We start from the raw sequence: 17,376 nt of genomic DNA, 5'->3' as shown, positions 1-17,376 counted from the left end.
ACAGTATGGCTGAAGTGCATGCAATACTGCGCCGATGACGAGGAATCTGCTTCGACGCGATCTCGCGGAGGAGATCACCGCTCGCGTGCTCGACGGCCGGATCGCCGCGGACAGCCGCATCAACGAGGTGCACCTCGCCCGCGAACTGGGTGTCAGCCGGACCCCGTTGCGCGAGGCGCTGATCGGGCTGGCCGATCGCGGCCTGCTCGTCTCCGCGCCGGGCCGCGGCTTCCTCGTGCCGCCGTTCGATCCGGACGAGGCCCGGCAGCTGTACCCGCTCGTCGCGGAGCTGGAATCGCTCGCGTTGCGCTGGAGTTCGCCGCAGGACCTCGCCGTGCTCACCGGCGGCCTGGACCGGATCGCCGCCGAGATGACCGTGGAACTCGGGCGACAGGGCAATCTGTCCACTTTGGATGATCGATGGCACGCGCTGCTCGTCTCGCGCTGCACGAATCCGCATCTGCTGCGCCTGCTCGAGCAGACGAAGCCGCTGCTGAAACGCTATGACGCGCGCTATTTCGGTGGCGTCGAACGCGCCAAGGAGAGTATCGAAGAGCACCACCGGATCACCGAGGCGATCCGCGCCGCCGACCTCGCGACGGCCGCCGGGCTGCTCGTGCGGAACTGGGTGAAAACGTTGGCATATCTGGAAGACTTGGGGTGACACGATGTTCGTGACGGCACATCTGAGCGACAACCATCTCGACGGCGGAGAACGCGCCGACGAACGCACCGCGCGGGTCATGCGGTACCTGGAGAACCTGGCGACACCGGTCGACGCGATCCTGGTGACCGGCGACATCGCCGACCACGGCACACTCGAGGAGTACCGGCGCGCGGCCGAACTGTTCAAGACCGGCACACCGCTCTTCACCTGCCCCGGCAACCACGACAAGCGCGGTCCGTTCCGCGAAGGGCTGCTCGGCCAGGCACCGGACGACGCCCCGGTCAACATGGCGCACACCGTCGGCGACGTCACGTTCGTCATGGCCGACTCGAGCATCCCGGGCAAGCCGGACGGGCGGTTCGACGACGAGACCATGACCTGGCTGGACGGCGTTCTCACCGACGGCGACGGCCCCGCTTTCATCGCCTTCCACCATCCGCCCGTCGCGCTCGGCCTGCCGTTGGTGGACGCGATGCGCCAGTACGGCGAAGACAAGCTGGCCGAGGTGCTCACGCGCCACCCTCGGGTGGTGGCCCTGCTCTGCGGGCACGTCCACACCGCCGCGTCGACGACGTTCGCGGGTGTGCCGCTGCGGTCGGCGCCCTCGGTCGGGTCGAGCATCCTGTTCCCGTGGGAGGAGAACGGCCTCAGGCCCTGGGGTGAAGGCGGGCCGATCGACTACGACCTGCCGCCGTCACTGCTGTTCCACGTGCTGCACGACGACGGCAGGCTGACCACGCACCAGCGGGCGGTCCAGGCCTGACAAAGGGGTAAGGGCAAAGGTGGAGCGCGGTAGGCCTTGCGGGGCCGGAGGGGGTCGCGAAAGCCACTTTCGCGACGTCTGATGTCCCGAAAGTGGCTTTCGCCGTACCTCCGGCCAGGTGCCGGTGACTCAGTCAGGCGCCACAATCGCCTTACCCCTCGAACACCGGCAGCGTGATCCGGGACGGGTGCGCGGGGTCGTGGAAGATCTCGAACCGCGCGGGGTTCCCGTCCACGGCGCTGAAAACCGGTTCGCCGGTGCCGTGGTTGCGGGCGAAGCGCGGGAACGCTCCGCCCGCGACCTGCAATCGCAGGCGATGCCCGCGCCGGAACCGGTAGGCCGTCGGGTCGAGCGGGACCTCGGCCGCGACCACACCGTCCACATCGGACTCGAGACTGCCGGGACGCAGGCGGAGGATACCGTCGGTGACATTGCGGGAGACACCGCGACGATCCACATCGCACAGCCGGACGAAGACGTCGCCGTGCCCGATGTCGGTCCGGACGTGCACCAGCGCGGAGATCTCGCCGATGACGTCGAGGTCGCGCTCGAGCACGTCACCGGTGAAGAGCAGGACGTCCCGCCGCTTCTCGACGTCCTTGTTGTCCTGTTGTTTCTGCACACCCGACAGCAGCGGGCCGCCGACGGCCGGCGTCGGATCGGCCGGATCGAAGGTGAACCTGCCCGGCTTCGACTCGACTGGTTCGGCCACGGAAAGCCCGCCGGGGCGCAGGAAGTACGGGGTGGCGCCGGATTCCGGCGGCCAGCTTTCGAAGTCCAGCCAGCGTCCGGAGCCCTGGAGGTACAGGCGCACGGGTGACTGCCTCAGTGGCGCGCGATCGCCGAGGAGATGGGCGGAGAGGAAACCGATCTGGTCGGTCAGCAGGGTTTTCAGGCTGGCGGGCTCGCCGTGCGCCCACGGGCCGATGGTGATCCGCGGTGCCCGTCCGGCCTTGGCGAGTTCCTTGAAGTCGCGCAGCTGGGCGGAGATGAACAGGTCGTACCAGCCGGTCACCATCGTCACCGGGGTCCTCAGTGCGGCGACCTCGGCGCTGTGGTCCGACGGCGCCCAGAAGTCGTCGCCGGGCTCGGCGTGCGCGGAGACGTCCTGCAGGAACCGCACCTGCTTGCCGATGGCCGCGACGTCGGCGCCGGAAACCGGCAGATGTGCCATGGCCCGTCGGGTCTTCTTCGTCTGCCAGGGATTCGGCAGGCCGGCGAACCGGCCCTCCTGACGGCCGATCAGCGCCGACCACGAGACCATGTTGTCGACCGCGAGGACCCCTCCGGGGTAGAAGGTCGAGACGAATTCCGAAGCGGTGACGCCGAGGCACAGCGCCTCGAGCGGCTCGTCGAGGTACGGCGCGATCGCCCACTGCGTGTGGCCGAGGTAGCTCGCGCCCGCCATCGCGACCCGGCCGTCGCACCACGGCTGCTCGCGCAGCCAGGCGACGGTGGCGAGGCCGTCCTCCTTCTCCAGGTGGAACGGCCGGAACTCGCCGCCGGAGCCGAAGGTCCCGCGCGTGCTCTGGAGGACCGTCTGCAATCCGTGCCGCGCGAACGTCTCGCCGAAGATCTTGCCCATCAGGCCCTCGCGGCCGTACGGCGTGCGGATCAGCACCACCGGCCGCGGCCCGTCGCCCGGGACGGCGTAGCGGTCCGCGAGCAGCTTGACCCCGTCGGGCATCGGGACGGGGATCGCCTTGGTCACCGAGGGGGCGGGGCCTTCGGCCGACGGGAGGCCGAGGTACCGGTCGAGAAGTCGGTCGAACACGCTGGCCGCCTTTCGTGCGGTCTCGTGAGTGGTAAGGACGGTTCTAACCGTCCTTACCACTCACGAGGCCCTGGCGCGGGGCGGACCGCCCGGTACCACCCCGCTGGTCTCAGTGAAGCCGGGCGAGCGTCTCTGGCTTCAGCAGCTTCGCCAGTTCCTCGGCGGGCAGAAGCCCCTTTTCGACGACGAGTTCAGCCACCCCGCGCCCGGTCTCGAGCGCCTCCTTGGCGATCTCGGTCGCCGCCGCGTATCCGATGCTCGGGTTCAGCGCGGTCACCAGCCCGATCGAGTTCTCGACGTAGCCCCGCATCACGTCGGCGTTCGCGGTGATCCCGGAAACGCACCGCTCCGCCAGCACCAGGCAGGCCGACCGCAGATGCGTGATGCTCTCCGAAAGCGAGTGCAGGATCAGCGGCTCGAACGCGTTGAGCTGTAACTGCCCTGCCTCGGCCGCCATCGTGACGGCGACGTCGTTGCCGATCACCTCGAAAGCGACCTGGTTGACCACCTCGGGGATCACCGGGTTGATCTTGCCGGGCATGATCGACGACCCGGCCTGCACCGGTGGCAGGTTGATCTCGTTGAGCCCCGCCCGAGGGCCGGACGAGAGCAGCCGCAGATCGTTGCAGCTCTTCGAGAGCTTCACCGCGATCCGCTTGAGCACACCGGAAAGGTGCACGAAGGCGCCGCAGTCCTGCGTCGCCTCGACCAGGTCGGCCGCGGTCTCGACGGGCAGCCCGGTGATCTCTCGCAGGTGCGCGACGGCGGCTTCGGCGTATCCGGGCGCGGCGTTGAGGCCCGTGCCGATCGCTGTCGCCCCGAGGTTGATCTCGTGCAGCAACGCCACCGCCTCGGTGAGCCGCAGCCGGTCTTCGCCGAGCATGACCGCGTAGGTGCCGAATTCCTGCCCCAGCGTCATCGGGACGGCGTCCTGCAACTGGGTCCGGCCCATCTTCAGCAGTTCTTGGAACTCGACGGCCTTGGCGGCGAAAGCCTGCTCCAGCACGATCATCGCCTCGGCCAGTTCGCGCACGGCGATGATCGTCGCGACGTTGACCGCGGTCGGGTACGCGTCATTGGTCGACTGGCCGAGGTTCACGTGCTCATTCGGGTGTACGCGAGCGTAGTCGCCCTTCTCGTGCCCGAGCAGTTCGAGCGCGCGGTTCGCGATCACCTCGTTGGCGTTCATGTTCGTCGAGGTGCCCGCGCCGCCCTGGATGACGTCGACGACGAACTCCTCGTGCAGCGCGCCCTCCCGGATCTCGCGGCACGCCCGGCAAATGGCGTCGGCGACGTCCGGCTCCAGCAGGCCGAGGTCGGCGTTGGCGCGGGCGGCGGCCTCCTTGACCGAGGCGAGCGCCGCGATCAGATGCGGGTACGCGGAGATCGCGGTGCCGGTGATGGGGAAGTTCTCCCTGGCGCGGGCGGTGTGCACACCCCAGTAGGCGTCGGCCGGGACTTCTTTGTCCCCCAGCAGATCGTGTTCCACGCGATGCATCGAAGGCTCCTCAGGCCGCGAGGTGGAGTTCGGCCAGCGCGCCCGTCACACGCAGGCCGTCGGTTCCGGCGAACGGCTTCACTACGTCTTGCTCGACACCGCACAGCGTAAGTGCGGCGGCGAGCACCGGCCGCCGTGCGCGATCGCCGCCGTCGGCGATCTTGATCGCGATCGCCGTGCCGTCCGCCAGCGCGGCTACCTGGACGGCTTCGAAACCGTCCTTGGCGATCAGGCCGGGCACCGCGCGCATGAGCGCGGTGACGTCGCGCCGGGTACCGGCGACCAGTTCCGGATGCTGCCGGATCCCTTCGGCGACGAGGCTTTCCGGTGTCCCCGGCGCCGACGCGGCGATCTTGCCGACCGCGCGGGCGAGCCCGCGCAGCGAGACCGCGAACAGGGGAGCACCACAGCCGTCGACGGCGACCTTCGGGATCCGCTGCCCGGTCAGGTCCTCGACGCATTCCGCGATCGCCCGCTGCAACGGGTGCCCCGGATCCAGGTAGTCCTTTGTGGACCATCCGTGCAGGCGGCAGGTCGCGAGCATCGCCGCGTGCTTGCCGGAACAGTTGTGCGCCACCCTCGAAGCGGCCCGTCCCGAAGCGACCCAGGCGTCGCGCTCGACCGGGTCGAACGGGAGGTCTTCCGGCGTCCGCAGGTCTTCCGCGGTGAGCCCGGCGCCGTCGAGGGTCTTGAGCACCTCGGCCAGGTGGATCTCCTCGCCGGAGTGGCTGGCCGCGCCGACGGCGAACCCGGCGGCGCTCAGGTCGACCCCGAGCCGCGCCATCGCCGTGGCCTGCAGGGGTTTCGCCGCCGAACGCGGATAGAACGCCGCTTCGATGTCACCCGCGGAGAACAGCACCCGGCCGTCGGGGGCGAGCACCACGGCCGAACCGTGGTGCACCCCCTCGACCATTCCGTCGCGGAGGAGGTGCACCAGCGGTTCGTGGGCGGGAACGCGGATCTCGGGGATCACAGCTTCGTCTTTTCGAAGACGTCCATGTTGATCCGCTTGCGCACCCCGAACCAGCCCGCCACCAGCGCGAGCCCGATGATCGGCAGGCAGTACAGGGTGATCCGGCCGGTCTCGTCGAAGCCCATCAGCACCACGACCGCGGCGAGGAAGATCAGCGTCGCGATCTCGGTGTAGGGCGAGAACGGCAGGCGGTACGACGGGCGCTCGACCTCGCCGCGGTTGGCCTTGCGCACGAACAGCAGATGGGACAGCACGATGATCGCCCAGGTGCCGAGGATGCCGACGGCGGCGAAGTTCAGCACGATTTCGAAGGCCTGGCTCGGCACGACGGCGTTCAGGCCGACCCCGACCACGCAGACCGCGGAGGTGAGCAGGATGCCGCCGTAGGGCACGTGGTTCTTGTTCATCACGCCGGTGAACTTCGGCGCGGATCCGGCCAGCGACATCGACCGCAGGATGCGGCCGGTGGAGTAGAGGCCCGAGTTCAGGCTGGACAGCGCCGCCGTCAGCACCACCAGGTTCATCACGTTGCCCGCCTGCGGCACGCCGATGTGCGAGAGCACGGTGACGAACGGGCTCTCCTGCTTCGAGTAGGCGTCCCACGGCATCAGCATCGTCAGCAGGATCACCGAGCCGACGTAGAAGATCCCGATCCGCCACATGATCGAGTTGATCGCCTTCGGCATGATCTTGCGGGGGTTCTCCGTCTCACCGGCGGCGACGCCGACCAGTTCGACCGAGGCGTAGGCGAACACGACGCCCTGGACGATCAGCACCATCGGCAGCACACCCGCCGGGAAGATCCCGCCGTGATCGGAGATCAGCGAGAAGCCCGGCGTGTTGCCGTCGATCGGCTGCTGCGTGACCAGCAGGAAGATCCCGATCCCCATGAAGGTCACCAGCGCGGCGACCTTGATGATGGCGAACCAGAACTCCATCTCGCCGAACAGTTTCACCGAAACCATGTTCAGCGCCAGCACCACCGCGAGCGCGACGAGCGCCAGCACCCATTGCGGGATCGGTGTGAAGAACGACCAGAAATGCGCGTAGAGCGCGATCGCGGTGATGTCCGCGATACCGGTCGTCGACCAGTTCAGGAAGTGCATCCAGCCCGCGACGAAAGCGCCCTTCTCACCCATGAATTCCCGGGCGTAGGAGACGAAGGCGCCGGAGGAGGGGCGGTACAGGATGAGCTCGCCGAGCGAGCGCACCACGAAGAACGCGAAAAGGCCGCAGACCGCGTACACGATCGCCAGGGCCGGGCCCGCCTGCGCGAGCCTGCCGCCCGCGCCGAGGAACAGGCCGGTTCCGATGGCGCCGCCGATCGCGATCATGTTGACGTGGCGGGGCTTCAGCGCCTTGTCGTAGCCGGCGTCACCGGCGTCGGCGGGCACCGGCGCGGATTTGCCGTCCGCGCTGAGGGTCTGTTCGGTCACGATGTCAGTCGTCCTTGTTCTGGTGCGTCGTGTGGCTCGGCCGCACGATGGTGGTGAGCGCGTTCTCGACGTGTTCGAGATGGGAGGTCATCGCCGCGACGGCGTCGGCTTCGGAGCCGGCGGCGATGGCGGTGACGATCTCACGGTGCTCGGTGTTCGAGCGGGTCCGACGGTCCCCCAATTGGTTGAGAAAGGACGACTGGCGGGCCAGCGCGTCCCGGATCTCTTCGATGACCTTGCCGAACACCGGGTTGCCCGAGGCCTGGGCGATGGTGATGTGGAACAGCGAGTCCAGCGCCACCCACGCGGTGTTGTCGGTTTCGAGGTCCATTCGCTCGACGAGGTGGCCGAGCAGGTCCAGGTCGTCGGTGCTGCGGCGCACGGCCGCGTACCCGGCGACGGGGATCTCGACATGCCGCCGGACTTCGAACAGGTCGCGGGCCGAGTAGGTCCCGAAGGTGGGGTTCTCGACCGGCCCGGTGGCGGTCACGAAAGTCCCTTTGCCCGTTTTGGACACGGTGAGCCCGAGCGCCTGCAGCCCCCGTAGTGCTTCGCGGACGACCGAACGGCTGACCTCGAACTCCTTGCCGAGCGCGGATTCCGACGGCAGCTTCTGGCCGACGGGGTAATCGCCGCGCTCGATGGCGCCGCGGAGGTGGGCCAGAACGGCCTCCATCGCGCTGACGCGTCTTGGACCACCGTGTCCGGCTGTCTGGCTGTCAGACAGGTTCATGAGACGGAATCGTGCGGTCGGCCCAACGCTTTGTCAAGCGTTCAGCCGAGCGCCTCGATCCAGCCTGCGAGGTCCGTGTCGATGGGGTATTCCCCGGAGAATTGAAACCCGTGCTGGGCACCTTCGTAGGCGCGGAGTTCCGTGGTGACACCGGATCCCCGTGCGGAAGTGGCGAGTGTCACAACGTCGTCGTGCAGGACTTCGGCTGTGCCCACCGCGAGCCACAGCGGCGGGGAACCGGTGAAGTCGCCCTGGGAAGGCGACGCAGGTCCGGCCTCGCCTCCGCCGAGGTACGCCTCCACCGATCGCCGGAGCGCGTCGCGGCTGACGATGTCGGCGCCGTCGTTGGTGACGAACGAACCACCCGGAAGGGTCAAGTCCGCGATCGGGGAGATCGCGGCGACCCCTGCCGGGAGGGGCTCGCCGGTGATGAGGAGTCTCAAGAGCGCCGAGAGCACTATCGTCCCGCCCGCGGACTCGCCCAAGAGCACGACCGGCCCCTCGATCGAGCGGTAGACGTCGAGGACGTCGTCGACCTGCGCCGGATAGCGGTGCTCCGGGGCCAGCCGGTACTCCACGGTGACGACCTGGAGCTTCGTCGCCCGCTGCAACGCGTCGTCGCGCAGCCGCCCGATTTCCGGATCGTACGAGGTGAAGCCGCCTCCGTGGGCGTAGACGATCGTGAACGTCATACGCGGTTGAGCGCGATCACCGGGAACGGCCGCGTGGTCTTCGACTGGTGCTCGGCCAGCCGCGGGAACGCCTTCGCCTGCTTCGCGAACAGACGGTCCCGAGCCGCTCCAGTGACCTCGACCGCGTGAGCGGTGAAGGCCTCTCCATCCGCCTCGACGTCGACGGATGGCTTCGCGACCAGGTTGCGGTACCAGTCCGGATGCGCGGGAGCGCCACCGTTGGCGGCGAAGACGATATAGCGGTCGTCGTCGGCAAGGAACAGCATCGGCGTGACGTGCCGTCGTCCGGTGCGAGCGCCGGTGGTGGTGAGCAGCAACGTCGGGAGACCGTCGCCGTGGCGGCCGTTCGCGCGGAACTCCGCGATCACGCGCTCGTTCATGGCCTGCAGGTCGATCATCAATTCTCCGGGCGGTTCGGTGACCTTGGCGGCTGGTCAGTCTGCACATCCGCGCCCAGGTCGGCAAGCATTTTCGGATCATGGCTGCTCACGACGGCACCGAAACTGTCGGTGCCGGTCCGATACTGGAGTGGTGAGCCCCGTCAGCCGCGGCCGCAAGCCCGCCAAACGACCGAAGAGCCCGCGCTCCCACCGGCCACGTCCGCCACTGGACGTGGCCGGGGTGGAGCGCTGGCCGAAGCTGCTCCACGGGCCGATCGAGCTTTCGGACTGTGTCGTCCAAGGTCAGGTGGATCAGGACCTGGTGGTCCTGGCCGCCACGCTGACCGCCGGCAAACGCTCGGTGGGTGTCGAGGTGGTGGTCAACGATCGCGAGGTCGACTTGATCGAACTCCACCCCGTTCCCGAGGATGCCCTCGCGGTTCTTCGCGGCGGCTTCGAGGTGACCGAGGCACCGCTGACACCGGAAGAGTTCCGGAATCAGGTCGATGCCGCGCTGATCGCCAAGGCGGACCGCGACGCCTGGCTTCGGGAGAGGGTCCCCAGGCTCTTGGAGCTCGGGGACAGGCCGGAGCCCGATCTGCCCGAGCGTGCGGTCCAGCTGCGCCGGTGGCTCGGTCTTCCCGCCTACGAACCGCTGCCCCGCATACCGTCGGCCGATCCGCTGCCGCTCGTCCTGCCCGCGCCCCCGCCGGCCACCGGAGTCCGATTGGCGGTCGCCTTGTCCGAGCTGGACGACGCGATCTGGCGACGGCTCGAAGTCCGCTCCGACGTCACCCTCGACGGACTGCACCGGATCCTCGCGGCCGCTTTCGACCGCGACGAGCGGCGGCATCACCGGTTCGAGACCGCGTACGGCGGCTTCAGCGCCGATGCCCAGAGCTGTGAGGGCGACCGTCTGGACGACGAGGTGACCCTCGGCCAGGTCGTCACCTCGCCCGGCCACCGGCTCGTCTACGAGTCGGAGAGCTGGAGGCACTGGATCCGCGTCGAGCGGCTGGCCGCCCTTCCCGAAGCACCGAGCTGCCTCGACGGGGAGCGCGCCGCGCCTCCGGCGGAATGCGAAGACCCGAGCAGCTACGAGATGTTGCTGGAGGCACTGCGCGATCCGGACGGCGAAGAGAACGAGGCGCTGCTCGAAGAGCTCGGCGGCCACGGGTTCGATCCGGAGTGGTTCGACAAGGAGGTGGTCGACGAGCGCCTGGCCCGGCTGAACCGACCCCCCGTTCGGGGGTAACCGGGGCCATCGCGAACCCGCGCCGCGCGCCTGGTTGTTCCCGGCGGATCGCGGGTGGAGACTTCCCTACGTCTGGGTGTCAGCCCCCTCGGGCGCCGAGATCCTCCGGCGCATAAGGTGGGAGGACCGGCCCGCGTCAAGCAGCCAGGGATCCGTCTGCCTAGGGGAGGTTTTCGCTGGTGTCGAACGATTCCTTCGTCCACCTGCATGTGCACACCGAGTACTCGATGCTCGACGGTGCGGCGAAGATCGCCCCCTTGTTCAAGGAGGCGGCGCGCCTGGGCATGCCCGCGGTCGGGATGACCGACCACGGCAACATGTACGGCGCGGACGAGTTCTACCAGCAGGCGGTCAAACACGACCTCAAGCCGATCATCGGCATCGAGGCCTACGTCGCGCCGGAGAGCCGGTTCCACAAGAAGCCGGTCTTCTGGGGGCAGTCGAACCAGCGCGGCGCCGACGAGTTCGGTGAGGGCGGTGACGTCTCCGGTGGTGGTGCCTACACCCACATGACGATGCTCGCCGAGAACTCCACCGGCCTGCGCAACCTGTTCAAGCTCTCCTCGCTCGCGAGCATGCAGGGGTACTACCGCAAGCCCCGGATGGACCGCGAGCTGATCGCGGAGAACCACCACGGCATCATCGCGACCACCGGTTGCCCGTCGGGCGAGGTCCAGACGCGGCTGCGGCTGGGGCAGCGCACCGAGGCGATCCAGGCCGCATCGGACTACAAGGACATCTTCGGCGCCGACAACTTCTTCCTCGAACTGATGGACCACGGGCTGCCGATCGAGCGGTCGGTCCGTGAGGGCCTGCTCGAGATCGGCAAACTGCTCGACCTCCGGCCACTGGCCACCAACGACTCGCACTACGTCACCAAGGACCAGGCCGACACCCACTCCGCGCTGCTGTGCGTGCAGGCGGGCAAGACGCTGAACGACCCGAACCGGTTCAAGTTCGACGGTGACGGCTACTACCTGAAGTCGGCCGCCGACATGCGGGAGTACTGGGACAAGGAGGTCCCCGGCGCCGCCGACTCGACGCTGCTGATCGCCGAGCGCGTCGAGTCCTACAAGGACGTGTACACGCACAAGGACCGGCTGCCGTTCTTCGAGGTTCCCGACGGCTACGACCAGGGCACCTGGCTGCGGGAAGAGGTCGCGCGCGGCCTCAAGTGGCGGTATCCGGACGGCGTCCCGGACCCGTACTACAACGAGCGCATCGAGATCGAGCTCGACGTCATCATCGGGAAGGGCTTCCCCGCCTACTTCCTCATCGTCGCCGACCTCATCAACTACGCCCGTAAGGTCGGCATCCGCGTCGGCCCCGGCCGTGGTTCCGCCGCCGGTTCGCTGGTCGCTTACGTCCTCGGTATCACGAACCTGGACCCGATCCCGCAGAAGCTGCTGTTCGAGCGGTTCCTGAACCCCGAGCGCGTCTCGATGCCCGATATCGACATCGACTTCGACGACCGCCGTCGCGGCGAGATGATCCGCTACGCCACCGAGAAGTACGGCGTCGACAAGGTCGCGCAGGTCATCACCTTCGGCACCATCAAGACCAAGGCGGCCATCAAGGACTCCGCCCGTGTCCACTTCGGCCAGCCGGGGTACGCGATCGCGGACCGGATTTCGAAGGCGCTCCCGCCGCCGATCATGGCGAAGGACATCCCGCTCTCGGGCATCGTCGATTCGAAGCACGAGCGCTACGGCGAAGCGGCCGAGGTCCGCGCGCTCGTCGAGACCGACGAAGAGTGCAAGACGATCTTCGAGACCGCCCGTGGTCTCGAGGGGCTGATCCGCAACGCCGGCGTCCACGCCTGCGCGGTCATCATGTCCTGCGACCCGCTGACCGACGCCATCCCGCTGTGGCAGCGCGACGACGGTTCGATCATCACCGGCTGGGACTATCCGTCGTGCGAGGCCATCGGCCTGCTGAAGATGGACTTCCTCGGCCTGCGGAACCTCACGGTCATCGGTGACGCGATCGACAACATCAAGACCAACCGCGGGATCGACATCGACCTCGACACCCTCGGCGTCGAAGATCCGGAGACGTACAAGCTGCTCTCCCGCGGTGACACGCTCGGCGTGTTCCAGCTGGACGGCGGGCCCATGCGTGACCTGCTCCGCCGGATGCAGCCGACGGTGTTCGACGACATCGTGGCGGTGGGTGCGCTGTACCGCCCCGGACCGATGGGCATGAACGCGCACAACGACTATGCCGACCGCAAGAACGCGCGGCAAAAGGTCAAACCGATCCATCCCGAGCTCGAAGAGCCCCTGAAGGAGATCCTGGCCGACACCTACGGCCTGATCGTCTATCAGGAGCAGATCATGCACATCGGCCAGAAGGTGGCCGGCTACTCGATGGGCCGCGCGGACGTGCTCCGCCGCGCCATGGGTAAGAAGAAGGCGGAAGTCCTCGAGAAGGAGTTCGTCGGCTTCGAAGAGGGGATGAAGTCGAGCGAGCTGATTCCCGGCGGCTTCTCCTCCGAGGCGATCAAAGCGCTCTGGGACACGATCCTCCCGTTCGCCGGCTACGCGTTCAACAAGAGTCACGCGGCCGCGTACGGCCTGATCTCGTACTGGACCGCGTACCTCAAGGCGAACTTCACTCCGGAGTACATGGCCGCCCTGCTCACCTCGGTCGGTGACAACAAGGACAAGTCCGCGGTCTACCTCTCGGAGTGCCGCCGCCTCGGGATCAAGGTCCTCCCGCCGGACGTCAACGAGTCGGCGCTGAGGTTCGCGGCCGTCGGGGAGGACATCCGCTTCGGCATGGGTGCCGTCCGCAACGTCGGCGCGAACGTCGTCGAGTCGATCATCAAGACCCGCGAGGAGAAGGGGAAGTACTCCTCCTTCACCGATTTCCTCGACAAATCCGAGCTGGTGGCCTGCAACAAGCGGGTCATCGAATCGTTGATCAAGGCGGGCGGATTCGACTCGCTCGGCAACACGCGGCTCTCGATGATCCAGGTGCACGAGGACGCGGTCGAGGCCGTGGTCCCGCTCAAGCGCCAGGAGGCGATGGGTCAGTTCGACCTCTTCGGCTTCGGTGGGGACGACGACTCGGAAGCCACGGTGTCCTCTTCGCCGCTCGCGCATCTGAAGTTCGGGGAAGAGGAGTATCCGCGCAAGCAACTCCTGGCCTACGAACGGGAGATGCTCGGCCTCTACGTCTCGGCGCATCCGCTGGACGGCGCCGAACGCATCCTGCGCAAACACGCGCCGCGGCCGATCGCCGCGATCCTCGCCGACCCGCCGAAGGAAGGCGAACTGGTCGTCTCCGGGCTGATCACCTCGCTGGAACGCCGGGTCAACAAGAAGGGCGAGCCCTGGGCGATCTGCACCATCGAGGACATGGACGCCTCGCTCGAGGTGCTGTACTTCCCGAAGTCCTACGCGATGTTCTCCGCCGACCTCATCGAGGACAACGCGGTCCTGGTCAAGGGCCGGGTGAACTGGCGCGAGGACAAGATGTCCATCTTCGGTGGCGGTCTCGTGCCGCTCGACCTGTCCGAGGTCGGCAACGGCGACGACGACCTGCCGCTGGTCCTGCTGGCCGCGGCGGAGAAGATCGACCAGTCGGTGGTCAGCGAACTGAAGCAGACCCTGCTGGCGCACAAGGGCGAGACCCCGGTGCACCTCAAGCTGGTCGGCAAGAACCAGACGGTCTTCGCGCTCTACGACTATCCGGTCAAGGTGACGTCGATGCTGATCGGTGAGCTCAAGGGCATCCCCGGGATCGCCGCCAGCACCTGATGAGCGCGTACGAACCCGATCCCCGGCGCTGGAAGGCGCTCGCCGTCTCCCTCGCCGCCGGGTTCATGGGCCTGCTCGACGTCAGCATCGTCAACACGGCACTGCCCTCGATCCAGAAGGACCTCGGCGCGTCGAGCGGCGCGATCCAGTGGGTGGTGTCGGGTTACGCGCTGGCCTTCGGGCTGGTGCTGGTGTCCGGCGGCAGGCTCGGTGACGCGCTCGGCCGCCGCCGCATGTTCCTGTTCGCGCTCGCCGCGTTCGTGCTGACCAGCGCGTTCGCCGGCGCGGCGCCGAACGAGACGATGCTGATCATCGCGCGGCTCCTGCAAGGTTTCGCCTCGGGCATGATGACGCCGCAGAACAGCGGGATGATCCAGGACCTGTTCCGCGGCGCGGAACGCGGCCGCGCGTTCGGCATGTTCGGCGCCACCGTCGGGATCTCGACCGCGGTCGGTCCGGTGCTCGGCGGTGTGATCCTCGCCGTCTTCGGTGACCCGGAAGGCTGGCGGTGGGTCTTCTACGTGAACGTGCCCATCGGGATCCTGGCGTTCGCGCTGGCCTTGAGATGGCTGCCGAAAGCGGAGGCACCGGCGAGAAGCCTCCGGGGTGAGATCGACTTCGTCGGCATCATGCTGCTGGGTGTAGCCGTACTCGGCGTCCTGCTCCCGCTGATCGAATCCGAACAGGGCGGGCTCGGCAGCCTGTGGTGGCTGTTCCTCGTCGCGGTGGTCTTCGGTTTCGCGTTCGTGCGCTGGGAACGTTCGATGGTGCGGCGCGGCCGTCCGCCACTGCTGGACACCCGGCTGTTCACCGGAACCCCGGGGTACGCGACGGGTGCCGCCGTCGGCGCGCTGTACTTCAGCGGGTTCACCGGCATGTGGCTGGTCTTCGCCATCTACTTCCAGCAAGGCCTCGGCTACACGCCACTGCAATCCGGACTCGCCGTCACCTCCTTCGCCCTCGGCTCGGCCGTGTCGGCGGCGATCGCGGGACGGCTGGTGCCGAAGTGGGGCCGCAAGCTCACCGTCACCGGGCTGGTCATGGTGATCACCGGGATGGTCACGGTCGCCGTCCTCGCCGGTCAGGACCCCGGCGCCGCGGCGGGCTGGTGGTTCGCGCCGCCGTTGCTCGTCGCCGGCGTCGGTGGCGGCATGGTCATCTCACCCAACACCACGCTCACCCTGGAATGCGTCCCGACGTCGATGGCCGGGGTGGCCGGGGGAGCGCTACAGACCGGGCAACGGATCGGTACCGCGATCGGCACGGTCGTGCTGGCCTCGGTCTTCCACGCGGTACTCGACGCGAACGGCGGTTATCCGTCGGCACTGACCGCGGCGATGCTGTGCGCCGCCGCGTTGACGAGCTCGGCGCTCTTACTCGCCGTGATCGAACTTCGCGCGCGCCGGAAACGGCGATCGCTCACTGAGCGGGAGAAAGCCGACCAGACTGCCGCCGCCAGTCAACGCGACTGAGTCTTCCGGACGCGCCGACGACTACGTTCGGCAAGACCGGATGCTCCATCCGAGTGACTGAGGTCGTCAGCCTCTGGTGCTACTCAGAGCAACCGGGTACACCTAACGGAGCCTTCACCGCTGTGACTTGGCTACCGACAGTGGTATTTCTGTCGATCGATCGGGGATGGATCGATCGGCCGGAGCGATCGTGGAGAGTCCGGAGTTCTCAGGAATGGACACCTACGGTCACGAGCCGGTGGACAGCCGTCGGCGTCCGCGGGGGACCGTTCGGCGGCGGCCGGCTCATCACCACTGGCGAGCCGAGTCCCGGTGAGGCATTCGCGCGGGTGGGTCCGCGCGGGGTCGCCTGGGGAGGTGCACCCGGCCCGGGCCCACCTGCCGCGCGTCTCTCCGAGTGTGTGAACCGCTTCCGGCTGCGAAGATCTCCGCAGACCGAGATCGCGGGGAGTACTGATGACGGAGAGTTCCGAGCGGCGGAATCGGCTGCGGGTCTGGTACCGGCCGATGACGATGCGCGATTCCGGTGAAGGGCATCGGGTCGCGACCCCGTTGGAGCTGTTGTTCGACCTGTGTTTCGTGGTCGCCGTCGCGCAGGCCGCAGCCGGGCTGCATCACGCGATCGCCGAGAACCACATCGGGCACGGCGTGCTCAGCTTCGGGATGGTGTTCTTCGCGATCTGGTGGGGCTGGCTGAACTTCAGCTGGTTCGCGTCGTCGTTCGACACCGACGACGTCCCGTACCGGCTGGTGACGCTGGTGCAGATCGCCGGCGGGCTGACCGTCGCCGCCGGCGTCTCGTCCGCCTTCGACGGAGACTTCGGGATCGTGGTGGCGGGCTACGTCCTCATGCGGCTGGCGATGGTCGTGCAGTGGCTGCGCGCCGCACGGACCGACCCGGAATGCCGGCCGGCCGCGCTGCGATACGCCATCGGCATCACGATCGTCCAGATCCTGTGGGTCGTCCGTCTCGGTCTGCCGGAATCGCTGGCGCTGCCGTCGTTCTTCCTGCTCCTGGTGGCGGAACTCGCGGTCCCGGTGATCGCCGAACGCAAGCGCTGGACGGGCTGGCACCCGCACCACATCGCCGAGCGTTACGGCCTGTTCACGATCATCGTGCTGGGTGAATCCATCCTCGGCGCGACCACCGCGGTCAAGGAAGGGCTGGAAGAAGGCGAGCACACCGGCAGCCTGATCTCACTCGCCGCCGCGGGGCTCGTGCTGGTCTTCTCGTTGTGGTGGCTGTACTTCGACCAGCCGGGTCACGTCCGGCTCGAGAAGGCGAAGAACCTGTTCACCGTCGCGAGCTGGGGTTATGGGCACTACCTGATCTTCGCTTCGGCGGCCGCGCTCGGCGCCGGCCTCGAAGTCGCGGTCGACTACGACACCCACACGGGACACGTCGCCTCCTTGCCCGCCGCCATGGCGACGACCGTGCCCGTCGCGATCTACCTGGTGAGCGTCTGGCTCATGCACATCGGGCCCACCAACGAATGCCGTCCGATCGCGATCGGCTTCCCGGTGACCGCGGTGCTCGTGCTCGCCGCGTCGTTCACGCCGGCGCCCATCCACGTCACCGCCGGGCTCGCCGCCGCCCTCGTCGTGCTGACGGTGGTCGCGACCCATGGAGAGCCGGTTCCGGGGGAGCGGGCGGCCGAGAGCTCGATCGACGCAGGTCAGAGCGTCGGCGCGAAAAAAGGGACCCCCCTGTAAACGCCGGTTTCGGGCCGTGTAATGTTCTCTTCGTCGCCAGGGAAACCGAGCGGCCGCCGGGAACACGAACCAAGCTCCCACCGGATGGTGGTAGAGTGGGTGGTCCCGAACCGGAGAGGTAACTCTACCCCCGCTGAAACGGCAGTTTCGAGCAGGTGCTAGGGTGTGCTCCGGACAAAGCCAAGAAATAACTGCTTCGGATAAGGCCGCTTGATTGTGGTGCGATTCGGGGTGTGTTGCTTGAGAACTCAACAGT

Annotated in this window: 13 protein-coding genes; 6 read left to right on the top strand and 7 right to left on the bottom strand. The window is 67.8% G+C overall.

Annotated elements, in window-relative coordinates:
• Positions 1-34: 34 nt before the first annotated feature.
• Together H074_RS24590 and H074_RS24585 are read left to right on the top strand one after the other, a co-directional pair.
• Entirely contained in the window at positions 35-664 is a 630-nt protein-coding gene (locus H074_RS24590; RefSeq protein WP_007032775.1) for a GntR family transcriptional regulator, read from the top strand.
• Positions 665-668: 4 nt separating this feature from the next.
• Positions 669-1,430, top strand: coding sequence for a metallophosphoesterase (locus H074_RS24585; protein ID WP_007032774.1), 762 nt, complete (start codon positions 669-671; stop codon positions 1,428-1,430).
• A gap of 151 nt (positions 1,431-1,581) precedes the next feature.
• On the opposite strand, the gene H074_RS24580 is transcribed toward H074_RS24585, so the two are convergent.
• The 7 genes from H074_RS24580 to H074_RS24550 form a co-directional block, all read right to left on the bottom strand.
• The gene (locus tag H074_RS24580) at positions 1,582-3,204 is read right to left on the bottom strand and encodes a CocE/NonD family hydrolase (RefSeq protein ID WP_007032773.1); all 1,623 of its coding nucleotides are present in this window, start codon (positions 3,202-3,204) and stop codon (positions 1,582-1,584) included.
• A gap of 109 nt (positions 3,205-3,313) precedes the next feature.
• Complete coding sequence (aspA, locus tag H074_RS24575; RefSeq protein WP_007032772.1) at positions 3,314-4,702, bottom strand: aspartate ammonia-lyase; 1,389 nt, start codon at positions 4,700-4,702, stop codon at positions 3,314-3,316.
• A gap of 10 nt (positions 4,703-4,712) precedes the next feature.
• Positions 4,713-5,675, bottom strand: a complete 963-nt coding sequence (locus H074_RS24570; RefSeq protein ID WP_007032771.1) for an asparaginase — start codon at positions 5,673-5,675, stop codon at positions 4,713-4,715.
• A complete protein-coding gene (locus H074_RS24565) occupies positions 5,672-7,111 on the bottom strand; it encodes an amino acid permease (protein ID WP_007032770.1) in 1,440 nt (479 codons plus the stop codon). Before H074_RS24565 ends, H074_RS24570 begins: the two co-directional genes overlap by 4 nt.
• A gap of 4 nt (positions 7,112-7,115) precedes the next feature.
• Positions 7,116-7,787, bottom strand: coding sequence for a FadR/GntR family transcriptional regulator (locus H074_RS24560; protein ID WP_007032769.1), 672 nt, complete (start codon positions 7,785-7,787; stop codon positions 7,116-7,118).
• A 98-nt stretch (positions 7,788-7,885) separates the two neighbouring features.
• Positions 7,886-8,536, bottom strand: a complete 651-nt coding sequence (locus H074_RS24555; RefSeq protein WP_007032768.1) for an alpha/beta fold hydrolase — start codon at positions 8,534-8,536, stop codon at positions 7,886-7,888.
• Positions 8,533-8,934 carry a nitroreductase/quinone reductase family protein gene (locus tag H074_RS24550; RefSeq protein ID WP_007032767.1) on the bottom strand — a complete coding sequence of 134 codons (402 nt, stop codon included), beginning with the start codon at positions 8,932-8,934 and terminating at the stop codon, positions 8,533-8,535. The genes H074_RS24555 and H074_RS24550 overlap by 4 nt, the downstream gene beginning before the upstream one ends.
• Positions 8,935-9,067: 133 nt before the next feature.
• On the opposite strand from H074_RS24550, the gene H074_RS24545 reads away from it, so the two are divergent.
• From H074_RS24545 to H074_RS24530, 4 genes are all read left to right on the top strand, one after another.
• Complete coding sequence (locus H074_RS24545) at positions 9,068-10,171, top strand: plasmid pRiA4b ORF-3 family protein (protein ID WP_235096867.1); 1,104 nt, start codon at positions 9,068-9,070, stop codon at positions 10,169-10,171.
• A 179-nt stretch (positions 10,172-10,350) separates the two neighbouring features.
• Positions 10,351-13,935 carry a DNA polymerase III subunit alpha gene (gene dnaE, locus H074_RS24540; RefSeq protein ID WP_007032765.1) on the top strand — a complete coding sequence of 1,195 codons (3,585 nt, stop codon included), beginning with the start codon at positions 10,351-10,353 and terminating at the stop codon, positions 13,933-13,935.
• Positions 13,935-15,407 carry an MFS transporter gene (locus H074_RS24535; protein WP_007032764.1) on the top strand — a complete coding sequence of 491 codons (1,473 nt, stop codon included), beginning with the start codon at positions 13,935-13,937 and terminating at the stop codon, positions 15,405-15,407. The genes dnaE and H074_RS24535 overlap by 1 nt, the downstream gene beginning before the upstream one ends.
• A gap of 456 nt (positions 15,408-15,863) precedes the next feature.
• On the top strand, positions 15,864-17,120 hold the full coding sequence (locus H074_RS24530; RefSeq protein WP_007032763.1) for a low temperature requirement protein A: 1,257 nt from the start codon (positions 15,864-15,866) through the stop codon (positions 17,118-17,120).
• Positions 17,121-17,376: the final 256 nt, after the last annotated feature.

The organism is Amycolatopsis decaplanina DSM 44594, assembly GCF_000342005.1.
GTDB lineage: Bacteria > Actinomycetota > Actinomycetes > Mycobacteriales > Pseudonocardiaceae > Amycolatopsis > Amycolatopsis decaplanina.
Note: the sequence above shows the minus strand (reverse complement) of the source record. Positions and strands in the feature narration are given on the sequence as shown.